An 11,261-nucleotide genomic window follows, 5' to 3' on the forward strand; every position below is an offset into this window, starting at 1 on the left:
AGTTGCCAGTCAAGTCGCTAGAGTGGAACCATGCCCCGCGACGAACACGGAAATCTCGTCGCGGGCACCGTGTCCCCGCGACGCCCCATCCCCGCCTCGATTCCCCGCCCCGAGTACGTGGGCCGGGCGGCCCCCGCGCCGTACGACGGCGACGACATCTACACTCCGGAGCAGGTCGAGCTCATCCGCGAATCCGGGCGCATAGCTGCCACAGCGGTCGAGCTCGCAGGTGAGGCGATCAGGCCAGGAGTGCGCACCGACGAACTGGATGTCATCGTCCACGACTACATCGTCAGTCAGGACGCCTACCCCTCGACAGTGGGCTATCGCGGCTTCCCCAAGGCCGTGTGCACGAGCATCAACGAGGTCATCTGCCATGGCATCCCGGATGACACGGTGCTCGAGAACGGCGACATCATCAACATCGACGTCACCGCCTTCAAGAACGGCGTTCACGGCGACCTCAGCAAGACGTTCATCGTCGGCGAGGCCCGACAGGAGGTCGTCGACCTCGTCGACCGAACCCGTGAGGCGATGAACCGCGGGATCAAGGCGGTCGCCCCCGGCCGGCAGATCAACGTCATCGGCCGGGCCATCGAGTCCTACGCCAAGCGCTTCGGCTACGGCGTCGTTCGCGACTACACCGGTCACGGGGTGGGCACCGCCTTCCACTCCGGCCTCATCGTTCCCCACTACGACGCCGCGCCGGCCTTCGACCAGGTGATGGAGGTGGGTATGGTGTTCACGATCGAACCGATGCTCACGATGGGCACCCTTGAGCACCCCGGCGCGATCGCGTGGGACACCTGGGCGGATGACTGGACCATCACCACCCGCGACAAGGCACTCACCGCCCAGTTCGAACACACCCTGGTCGTCACCGAGCGCGGTGCCGACATCCTCACACTGCCGTAAGGAACAATCGCACCATGGGACATGCACTCGGCGTCGACATCGGCGGAACCGGAATCAAGGCCGCGATCGTCGACACCGACACCGGCGAACTGGTGAGCGAGCGCATCAAGCTTCCCACCCCGAGCGGTGGTGAACCGAACGACATCGTCGCGACGGTCGTGACGCTCGTCGAAAAACTCGGCGGACTCGGCGAGGGAGTCCCCGTCGGGGTGTGCTTCCCGGCGATCGTGCGCAACGGTCGCACGATGTCGGCCGCGAACGTCTCGAAGAAGTGGATCGGACTCGAGGCCGAAGCCCTCTTCGAGAAGGCGCTCGGGCGGGACATCCACTTCGTCAACGACGCGGATGCCGCGGGCTACGCCGAGGTGCGCTACGGCGCTGCCAAGGACGTGACCGGCCTCGTCCTGCTGACGACCCTCGGCACGGGCATCGGCAGCGCGCTCATCTACAACGGCGTGCTCATCCCGAACTCCGAGCTCGGCCACCTCATCGTCGACGGGCGTGACGCCGAGAAGCGCGCATCGTACGCGGCCAAGGAACGCTCGCGTCTGAGCTGGAAGTCCTGGGCGAAGCGGCTCCAGAAGTACTACGGGCACCTCGAGATGCTCTTCTCCCCCGACCTCTTCGTCGTGGGGGGCGGCGTCTCCAAGAGCTACCAGGAGTTCCTGCCGCTGCTCTCGCTCAGCACGCCGATCGTGCCCGCAGTGCACCGCAACAACGCGGGCATCCTCGGTGCCGCGGCTCTCGCCGCCCTTCCGCGGTAGTCACTCCTGCGCCCAGCCGACGACGAGCGACGACTCGTCCGGGGTGAGGACCTCGGCGCGCAGCCCGGCCTCCTCGAGTGCGCCCACCGCGGCGTCCACCTGGTGTTCGGCGACCTCGGTGAGAAAGCGACCGAAGGGCGTAAGCCACGCGGGCGCCTCGGCGATCGCTCGACGCAGGACCTCGAGACCATCGCTCCCGCCGTCGAGTGCGGTGAGGGGTTCGTAATCGCGGGCTTCGTGCGGTAGCAGCGCGATGTCCCCCGTCGGCACGTAGGGCGCGACGATCGTGACCGTTGCCACGCGACCGCGAAGATCAGCGGGCAGGGGTCCGAAGAGGTCGCCGAGCAGAACGGTGGCGTGGGCGGACGCGAGAGTGCGCTGCGCGTTGGCGACCGCACGCGGATCGATGTCGGTGGCGAACACCTCCACTCGAGCACGGGATGCCACGGCGGCAGCGATCGCACCGGAGCCGCAGCACAGGTCCACGAGCACCGAACCGGGAGCGAGCCCCTCGACCGCGGCATCCACGATGAACTCGGACCTCGGGCGCGGCACGAATACACCGGTGTCCACCGGTACCCTGACACCCGCGAAGTCGGCCCACCCCAGCACGTGCTCGAGTGGTGTTCCGCTCACCCGGGCCGCGATCATCCGCTCGAGGGAGTCGGCGTCTCGCGGCTCGAGCAGCAGGAGGTCGGCCTCGTCCTCGGCGAAGACGCATCCGGCCGCGCGCAGCCGCGCGACCAGGGCGTGCCGGTCGATGCGTGCGTCGATGTGGCCTACTCGGTGATCGTGAGGGTCCAGCTGCCCGACTGCCCCTCCTGCGAACCGTCGAGGTCGATCGAGTCCTCGCCACCCTCGTAGGGGCCCACCATGGTGGCGTTACCGTCGGCGAACTCGATGATGATCCGCAGCTGGCCGCCCGCGACCACCCACGTGTCACTCGGGTCGTTGAAGCTCTTCCCCTTGTAGCTGAAGCCGAGCGTGCGATCCTCGTGGAAGTCGAACTCCCACTCCGCATTGCGCGAGTCGGTTCCGCTCCAGGTCGTTCCTGCCAATTCCTCGCCGGTGGGCGTGCTCGAGGGAGCGGCCGTGCACCCTGCAAGCAGAGCGAGTGCGGCGGCGACCACGGCGACGCTGCCGAGCCTGTGTGTGAGAGTCATAGCAGCACGATAACCCCTCACGGTGCGTGCACGGTGAGAGATCGGTTCGACACACCCGGCGACGGATACACTGCCGATCATGGCAGCAGACGCACGTCCTCCTACGCACCCCGGGGAACCTCACGGTTCCGGCCTCGCCTCGCGGCTGAACTGGCTTCGAGCTGGCGTTCTCGGGGCCAATGACGGCATCGTCTCGGTCGCCGCAGTGGTCGTCGGCGTCGCCGGGGCAACCTCCGATCTCTCGCCGATACTCGTCGCGGGCGTCGCTGCCCTCGTCGGTGGGGCCATCTCCATGGGACTCGGCGAGTACGTGTCGGTATCGAGCCAACGGGACACCCAGCGCGCGCTCATCGCGAAGGAGCGCGCGGAGCTCGAGAGTCTGCCCGACGAGGAACTCGAGGAGTTGACGGCCCTGTACGAGGGGAAGGGCCTCAGCCGTGAGACTGCCGCGCGCGTGGCATCCGAACTCACCTCGCACGACGCCCTGACGGCCCATCTCGAGGCCGAGCTCGGCATCAACGAGGCGGACGTCGTGAGTCCGTGGCAGGCCGCTGGTGCGTCAGCACTCGCGTTCTTCATCGGAGCGGCCCTCCCCATGCTTGCGATCCTCCTGCCGCCGGCCGAGCTACGGGTGCCCGTCACCTTCGTGGCGGTGCTTGTCGCACTCAGCCTCACCGGTGTCGTGAGCGCCCGTCTCGGCGATTCCCACTGGCTGCGCCCCACTGTGCGGATCGTCATCGGGGGTGCCATCGCTCTGGCCGTGACATTCCTCATCGGAATGCTCCTCGACACCTCGGGTGTCGTCTAGCGCTGGGTCAGCTGTAGCTCACGGTGATGCTCGCCAGCACCGACCACAGGAACGACACGGTCGAGATGAGGGAGAGTGCTCCGCCGAAGATACCCAGCGCGAGACCGATCATGGCGAGGCCCCGCATCGTGTTCGGCTGGCCCGCCGCGGCGAGCTCGCGAGCTCTCGTGATGCCCTTCGCGCCGAAGACGATGGCAAGAATGCTCGGCACGAGCAGCACGTTGAAGATCACGGCACCGATCCCCGCGACAAGTGCGTACACCGCCATCGGGTTCGCCCTGGCATCGATTCGGACCGCTGCGGGTACGGGGCCGCCGAACTCGGGACTCTCGCTGGGACTCTGCGGGGCAGGATTCGATGCGGAGTAGATGATGTGGGGATCCGGCGGCGCAGCGGGTTCCGCGACCGCTGGAGTCACGGCCTTCCGGCTCTCGCTCCAGCCCGCCCCGTTCCACCACTGCTCACCGCGCCCATCGGGAGCGGGGTACCACCCCGGCGATCGCGTGGCATCCATGCTGCGATTCTAGGGCGGGCGCGCCAGAACAGGAGAGGGAATGGGCCGGCTGATACGCCGGGTTCTGTTGACATCACCGTGACAGGCACGGGGATGCTGGACGGCCATCTATCTACGACGTACGTTGCCGCACGCCTCCAGCGGTCTACCCGGAAACTGGGCGGGCCACCCGTAACGCTTCCTGTCTGACCTTGCTCCGGACGAGGTTTACCTAGCCGACCGCGTCACCGCGGCCGCTGGTGGTCTCTTACACCACCGTTTCACCCTTACCGTTCTTGCGAACGGCGGTCTACTTTCTGTTGCACTTTCTCGCGGGTTACCCCGGGTGGGTGTTACCCACCGCCCTGCCCTGTGGAGCCCGGACGTTCCTCGACCATGCGCCCCGAGGGGAACATGAGCGCGACCGTCTTGCCGACCCATTCCGCTCACCAGTGTAGGTGGGCGGGACGCACAGCAATCAGTTGCCGAAGTCCGCGCCGAGATCCATCGCGAGATTGGCGAGCTTGTCGGCGCGGGAGTTCTCGAGCCGGGGTATCCACTCGAACCGCACGGGCGTGCCGATGAGCACGCTGCGCGCCTCAGCCGCGAGCTCTGCCATGTCGGGGTGCTTGATCTTCCAGCGGCCGGACATCTGCTCCACCACGAGCTTCGAGTCCATACGAATGTGCAGCTCGGCATCCGGATCGATCTCCAACGCGCGACGAACACCCGCGATCATGGCCTTGTACTCGGCGACGTTGTTCGAGGCGATACCGCCGAAGAGACCGATCTCGGCAAGGATCTCCCCCGTGTCGCCGTCGATGACGACAGCGCCGCTCCCGGACAGCCCCGGATTGCCTCGCGAACCGCCGTCGGCCTCGATGATGAGGACCCGCGCCACTAGAGCCCCGACTCGTCGGTACGCACGAGGATGGCGTCACTCGACGGGCAGATGAGCACATCGTCGGGCGCTGCCGCCCGGATCGCCTGCAGCTCGTCCTCGAGGAGTGCCACTCCCGACGCCTGGGACACGCCGAATCGCAGGAGGGATGCCCCGGTGCCGTAGCGCGAACGCTGCTTCTCGTAGAGCGCCAGAAGGTCGTCGGGCAGCTGGCCCTGGAGTTCCGTGCGCCCAGCGACGACTGTCGCCCGCTCCTCCACGATCGTCGCGAGGGACTGGTCACGTGCGGATTCGGCCTGCGTGATCGACGCCAGCACGTCATCCAGTTCGGCCGTGGTGGCCGCGACAGTCGCCTGCTCTGCCTCGAGTCGCTCCATGACGGCGAGCTCGATCTCCTCAAGGTCATCCAGCCGTTTCCTCAGCGCGCCGAGTTCCTGCTCGAGGGCTGCGACATCCTTCACTGACGAGCTCGCCTGGAGACGCGACGAATCGCGCGCGATACGGTCCTCGACGACCTTCACATCCGACTCGAGGCGGCTCAGTTCCAGTTGGGTGTTCTCGGCGACGCCACTCTGCTCGCCCCTCGTGCTGCGGAGGGCTGCGGCGCGCGACTGGAGCTCGGCGATGGCCGCGATCTCGGGAAGGCTTGCCGCCCGGTGGTCGAGCTGCGCAAGGCGCGTGTCGAACGCCTGGAGGTCAAGCAGGAGAGCCTGCTTCTCGGGACTGGCCTTCAGTGCCATGCGATTCCACTCTTTCGTTCGGTGGGCTCTCCGCAGGAGAGCCGGGTCAGTCGGGGTCTGTGTTCACTGGGTGACGACGAAATCCCAGGGATCGGTTCGGAGGTCACTCACGGTGACGGCCACCCCCGGGAGTTGGGCCGAGAGTTCCGCGGCCGCCGTGTCGAGCCACAGCCATTCGCTGGCCCAGTGTGACACGTCGATGAGCGCTGGCCCGCCAGCCACCCGCGCGTTCTCGCGTGCCTCAGAGGCAGGGTGATGACGAAGGTCTGAGGTGATGTACACATCGGCCGAGAGAACGTCGGGGTGTGAGAGCAGCGAGTCGCCCGCCCCCGCGCACAGTGCGATCGTCTCGATGGGTGCGTCGAAGTCGCCGGCCACGCGGATTCCCGTTGCGGTGGCTGGCAGGATCTCACCCAGGGCACGAGCGAGGAGCCCGAGCGAGACGGGCGACGGGAGCCTGCCGACGCGGCCCAGGCCGAGATCGGGGTTGGTCGACGGTTGTAGCGGCCGAACATCCGCAAGGCCGAGCCGCGCTGCGAGGGTGGCGGACGTACCGGATGCCACGACATCCGCGTTCGTGTGAGCCGCAAGCAACGCGCACTCCGCCCGGATGAGTCGAGTGAGAACCGAGCCCTTGTAGGTATCAGCGGCAACGGACGACACCCCGCGGAGCAGGAGGGGATGGTGGACGAGGAGCAGGTCGGTGTCGAGCTCGATCGCTTCGTCCACCGTCTCGGTGACGGCGTCGACGGCCAGCCGGATCGAGGTGACTGTCGCACCGGGATCGCCAGCTACGAGCCCGACCGCATCCCATGGTTCAGCTCCTGCACGGGGCCACAGCCGCTCCACCGCAGCTCGGACATCGTCAACGGTGGTGGTCACGATGCCAGTCTACGGGCGCTCGGACAGCGGCGATCCTTGCGGGATACGGATCTCCTCCTGGCGACGGATCGCCGGGATGCCTGCCACGATCGGCAGCAGGATTCCCAGCAGGAGGGCGACGAGAACACCGAAATCGGTGCTGGCGAGCGGACTCTCCAGAGGCACCCCGAGGAGCGTGAACAGGTAGCCCTGCCAGCCCAGCCAGGCCACGTTCGCCGTCGTCAGACCGAATCCGAGAAGCGTGATGACGATGAACCCCACGAGGTTCACCACCCGCCAATCGGAATAGGCACCGCCGCGCCTCACGAGCGAGTTCGAGTCGAATGGCCGGTTCCGCAGCATCATCTCGGCGGCGAAGATTCCCACCCAGGCTGCCGTGGGCACCGCGAGTGTCGTCGCGGCATCCCGGAACACCGCAGTGAGGCCACCCGGCAGCGCGATAGCGACGACGACCGCAACCACCGCGAGGAGCGCACCGACGATCACGACGGACACGGGGCGGCTGGTACGGATCCCCATCGACTGGAAGGCGAATGCACCGGAGTAGATCGTGATGATGACACCCGAGAGGAGGCTCACGCTTGTCGCTGCGATGAGGGGAATCGGGTACCACGACGGCAGCATGTTCGCGAGGGCGTCGATGGGCGACTGGGCGAAGCCACTCGCCACACCGGGGTTCGACGCGGCAAGGAGTGCCCCGTAGGCGATGAGGATGAAGGTCGGGAGGGTCGCACCGAAGGTCCCCCACAGCACGGAGGCACCACCGCTGGACCCCGGACGCTGGTAGCGCGCAAGGTCCGCGCCGGAGTTCGCCCACACGAGGCCGATGAGGCTGAAGACGAGGACCGCGCCCGTGATGGCTCCGAACCAGGAACCATCCGGGATCGTGAGCGCCACGGCCAGGTCCACGCGGTTGGCGGTGAGCCCGATGAAGCCCGCGACGAGCACGGCGGCCAGGATCGTCAGCACGAGCTGAACGCGCGCGAGGAGTCCATAACCGAAGATGGCGACCACCAGGGCGATCGCGAACACCACCGCCAGACAGATGAGCAGGAGAACCGTGCTGGTGAGACCGCCGGCCCCTCCTGAGCGCATCACGACTGCGGTGATCGTGGATGCCACGAGCCACAGCAGCGCTGCGCCCCAGAACACTCGCGTCAGGAGCGCAACGGTCGCGGGCACGACGTTGCCCAGGTGGCCAAAGGTGGCTCGCGAGATCACCATGGTCGGCTGGCCGCTGCGCTTGCCCGCGAGGGTCGTCAGTCCGAGCGGGAGGAAGGAGAGCGCGACTCCCGCCAGAATCGCGACGATCGACTGTCGCAGGCTCAGCCCGACCGACACAACCGTCGCTCCGAGAGCAAGGCTGAGCACGGAAGAATTGGCGGCGAACCAGAGCCAGAAGAGACGTGCGGCTCGCCCGACGCGCTGGTCGAGCGGGGTGGGTTCGAGGGCCACCTTCTCGACAACGAATGCCTTGGGGGCGATCGGCTGGCTCTCCATGATGACGACTTCGTCCTCGGGGATCCGCACGGTCGCGATCGGACCGGAGGGCGGGGAGATCGGCGGCGGTAGCAGGACTCCTCCAGCTGCCGCTCCCGCGACGAGCGGGATGCGATCGGTCTCGTCGACGTCGTCCTCGAGCTCCTCCTCATACGCGGCGTCCACGATCGTGACCGATCCGGTCTCCGTGGGAACACTCTCGCCTGCGGCGACGGGCATCGGTTCGATGAACATGGGCTCAGGGAAGCCGGATGTCGCCGGCTCCGCGTCCGCGTGGAGCGGGGGTTCCTCAGCGCCGTCGGATGCCCCGCTCAGCAGGTCATCGAAACTGAAAGCGCCGGGGGCCGCGGGTGCCGCCGCTGCCGCGCCCGCCGCTGCCGCACCGAACACGAAACCGGTCGAGGTCGACGGTGCCGGTGGCTCATCCTCCACGATCTCGGCGTCGATGATCTCCTCGCCGAAGGTTTCCCCCGAGAGGAGTCCGGCGGGGAAGGGCGCAGCCTGGTCGGCCACGGGAAGAGCGGGGGCGATCACCGGCTCGACGAGCTCCGGGATGACCGGCTCGGGCTCGGGCTCGGGCATCGGCTCAGGCTCAGGCGTGGGCTCCGGCTCCGGCTCCGGCGCGACGAATTCGGGCACGCTGTCCACGAGAGGCACCGCGACGGCTTCTGGCTCGGCCGGGTCGCTCGGCACTGAGGGGTCAACGAGCGGGGGCGGAGCGAAGCCAACGTAAGGCTCCTCGGTCTCCGATGGGGCGTCGGAGGAGGCCAGGTCGGGTTCCGATGCCTCCGGAACCGCGTCGATCTCTGGCTCGACAGCCGATTCGGGCTCCGCGTAGGGCTCGGGCTCCGCATAAGGCTCGGGCTCTGCAGAGGGCTCGGGCTCTGCAGAGGGCTCCGGCTCCCCAGAGGGCTCGGGCTCCGCAGGGGGATCCGCAAGCTCCGAAGTCGGCTCCGCGGGCTCGGCATCCGGCTCGACGGCGGGCTCAACGAAGGGCAAAGGAACTGCAACCGGCGTCGGGCTCTCGTCCGCGGCATCCGTGACCGAACCGCTGGGCTCGTCGAGGTCCGGTGCGGGGGCCCAGGTGTCGCTGGGAGGTGGCACCTCCCACGCGGGCAGCGGCGCCTCGGCCTGCTCGGCTGGTGCCTCATCGACCGGCTCGACGTCAGCGGATGCCTCCGCTGCGGACACCGGCGCGTCATCCACCGGCGCTTCGTAGGTTGGCGCTTCGTACGCCGGAACGTCCGAGGTGGGGGCCTCATCGACCGTTGGCGCGGAAGCAGCGGGCGCAGGGGCCGGGGTTGTGGCTACGAGGTCACCGAAGTCCTGGCGGGCGGCCGAGACCTCCGCGAGGGCGTCCGGAGTTCCGAGGGCGAGCATGGAGCTCTCCCACGCGGTGTACTCGCGCGCGTCCTGCTCGCGGAGCTGCAGTTGTGCCTGGAGCTGTTCGATCGCCCCAGCGGGGTCCTGGGATGCCGCCAGGTCGAAGAGCTCGCGGTCGGAGAGCGACCTGCGCACGGGACGCCCCGACGGAGCATCCAGCGGCACGGCCTGCGATGGATCGGGGGCCGGCAGGCTGCTCCACGGTGGAGGCGGAGGTACATCGGTCACGGGGATCGCGTCGGACGGCGGAGGCGGAGTGCCCTGCGGGACTGCGGCGACGGGCGAGTCCGGCTCGGACTGGGGTGCCTCGACGGGCGGGGCGGGAGGCGCCGTCGGTACCTCAAACGCCGGAACCGCCGAGACCGGTGGTGCGGCAACCGGCGTCGTGGCGACGGGGGGAGGCACGGGCGCTGCCGACGGGGGCGCCGCGGCAACGGGCGGTGCCGCCACAGGAGGAACCTCCTGCTGGGGCGTCACCGGTGGCGGAACGGATACCGGTGCCGTGGGCGGTGCTACTCGCCCGAACTCCGCGGCCAACGCGTTCGCAAGTTCGTCGTCATCGTGGAGCGATGGTGCCTCGGCGCCCGCGGGAGGCGGGCTGTAGGTCGAGCGACGGGGCCCCGGAGGTGCATAAGAAGGGTCTGGTGAGGTCTCGTTCTTAACCTCGTCGTCACTTGCCATACAGCGAATTCTAAGCCGAGTGAGGATTTCTGCGCGGTTGACGGGCCGTTGTGAGGACTGTTACCGCGATCAGGATGAGCCCGAGCCCGAGCCATCCGATGGCCTCAAGACGCTCCCCCACCACCAGAATCGCCAGCAGTGTCGCCACGAACGGCTCCAGCAGCGTGATGGTTGTCGCGGTGCTGCTGCGCAGGGTGCGCATCCCGATTCCGAAGAGGATGTAGGCCACGAACATCGGCCCAAGCGCCAGGTATGCGGCGATCCCGATGGATTGTGCGGACTGCAGAAGTGGGCCCCCGAGCGCGAGCAGTACGGGAAGCAGACCGAGTGCGCCCATGCCGAACATCCCTCCGATGACCGCGTTCGAGGGATGCCCCGTGCGAATCGCGCGACTCGAGGCGTAGGTGTACAACGCGTACGCAAAGCCTGCGAGAACGCCGAACAGGATGCCGGGGAGCACGGTGCCCGGAGCATTTGACGATGCCGCGCCGTGGCCACCGAGCGCCAGGAGCACCACGCCGACGATGGCGACCCCAGTGCAGACGAGCCAGCGCCGCGACAGGCCCCGGCGCTCGAACAGCCATTCAAGAAGAGCGGCGAACACGGGACCGGTACCGAGAGAGACGACGTTGCCGATTGCCACACCCGCAAGGTCCATCGACAGGTAGAAGGAGAGCGGATACACGACGACGCCGATCGCCCCGATGAGAAGCCACTTCCGGCTCGCGGCATCCCGAATCGCCCTGAGCGAGGTACGCGCGGCGATCGCGAACAGGAGCAGGCCACCGATCGTCATCGTGGATGCACCGATAGCCAACGGGCTGACCGAGTCCGGCATGAAGCTCGCCGCCGTGCCGGTGGTTCCCCAGAGGAGCGACGCGAACACGAGCGCCCACGCACCAGAGCCGACGCCCGGGGTGGGCCTACTGTCAGGACTCACCACCGACCGCTCCCCTGACCTCGCCCTAGCTCGTCACCATCATAGGTTTCCTCACGAGGCGGCGTGCCCCAGAACGCCAAGCCTCGTTTCG

General features: G+C 68.0%; 11 protein-coding genes and 1 other RNA gene. 3 read left to right on the forward strand and 9 right to left on the reverse strand.

Annotated elements, in window-relative coordinates:
- The first annotated feature begins 30 nt into the window (after nt 1-30).
- Complete coding sequence (map, locus tag HDC94_RS10255; protein ID WP_179497246.1) at nt 31-915, forward strand: type I methionyl aminopeptidase; 885 nt, start codon at nt 31-33, stop codon at nt 913-915.
- 14 nt (nt 916-929) lie between these two features.
- Nucleotides 930-1,679: a polyphosphate--glucose phosphotransferase gene (gene ppgK, locus HDC94_RS10260; RefSeq protein WP_179497248.1), complete on the forward strand. Its 750-nt coding sequence runs from the start codon at nt 930-932 to the stop codon at nt 1,677-1,679.
- Here ppgK and HDC94_RS10265 read toward each other — a convergent pair whose 3' ends face one another.
- Nucleotides 1,680-2,483, reverse strand: a complete 804-nt coding sequence (locus HDC94_RS10265; RefSeq protein WP_257021834.1) for a putative protein N(5)-glutamine methyltransferase — start codon at nt 2,481-2,483, stop codon at nt 1,680-1,682.
- A complete protein-coding gene (locus HDC94_RS10270; RefSeq protein ID WP_179497250.1) occupies nt 2,459-2,842 on the reverse strand; it encodes a hypothetical protein in 384 nt (127 codons plus the stop codon). The genes HDC94_RS10265 and HDC94_RS10270 overlap by 25 nt, the downstream gene beginning before the upstream one ends.
- A gap of 79 nt (nt 2,843-2,921) precedes the next feature.
- Between HDC94_RS10270 and HDC94_RS10275 the strand changes: the two genes are divergently transcribed.
- Nucleotides 2,922-3,650 carry a VIT family protein gene (locus HDC94_RS10275; RefSeq protein WP_179497252.1) on the forward strand — a complete coding sequence of 243 codons (729 nt, stop codon included), beginning with the start codon at nt 2,922-2,924 and terminating at the stop codon, nt 3,648-3,650.
- Nucleotides 3,651-3,657: 7 nt separating this feature from the next.
- Here the strand turns inward: HDC94_RS10275 and HDC94_RS10280 are convergent, their stop codons facing one another.
- The 7 genes from HDC94_RS10280 to HDC94_RS14900 all read right to left on the reverse strand — a co-directional run bounded on the left by HDC94_RS10280 (nt 3,658) and on the right by HDC94_RS14900 (nt 11,170).
- Nucleotides 3,658-4,164 (reverse strand): DUF2510 domain-containing protein, encoded by a 507-nt coding sequence (locus HDC94_RS10280; protein WP_179497254.1) that lies wholly within the window; start codon nt 4,162-4,164, stop codon nt 3,658-3,660.
- A gap of 37 nt (nt 4,165-4,201) precedes the next feature.
- Nucleotides 4,202-4,583, reverse strand: an RNA gene (gene rnpB / locus HDC94_RS10285) — RNase P RNA component class A.
- A gap of 38 nt (nt 4,584-4,621) precedes the next feature.
- Nucleotides 4,622-5,044: a reverse transcriptase-like protein gene (locus HDC94_RS10290; RefSeq protein WP_179497256.1), complete on the reverse strand. Its 423-nt coding sequence runs from the start codon at nt 5,042-5,044 to the stop codon at nt 4,622-4,624.
- Nucleotides 5,044-5,784 carry a zinc ribbon domain-containing protein gene (locus HDC94_RS10295; RefSeq protein ID WP_179497258.1) on the reverse strand — a complete coding sequence of 247 codons (741 nt, stop codon included), beginning with the start codon at nt 5,782-5,784 and terminating at the stop codon, nt 5,044-5,046. The genes HDC94_RS10290 and HDC94_RS10295 overlap by 1 nt, the downstream gene beginning before the upstream one ends.
- 63 nt (nt 5,785-5,847) lie before the next feature.
- Nucleotides 5,848-6,666, reverse strand: coding sequence for a Nif3-like dinuclear metal center hexameric protein (locus HDC94_RS10300; protein WP_179497267.1), 819 nt, complete (start codon nt 6,664-6,666; stop codon nt 5,848-5,850).
- A gap of 9 nt (nt 6,667-6,675) precedes the next feature.
- Entirely contained in the window at nt 6,676-10,230 is a 3,555-nt protein-coding gene (locus HDC94_RS10305) for a cytosine permease (RefSeq protein WP_179497269.1), read from the reverse strand.
- 10 nt (nt 10,231-10,240) lie between these two features.
- Nucleotides 10,241-11,170, reverse strand: coding sequence for an EamA family transporter (locus HDC94_RS14900; protein WP_308495698.1), 930 nt, complete (start codon nt 11,168-11,170; stop codon nt 10,241-10,243).
- Between the last annotated feature and the right edge of the window lie 91 nt (nt 11,171-11,261).

It is taken from the genome of Leifsonia sp. AK011 (genome assembly GCF_013410945.1).
Taxonomy (GTDB): domain Bacteria; phylum Actinomycetota; class Actinomycetes; order Actinomycetales; family Microbacteriaceae; genus Rhodoglobus.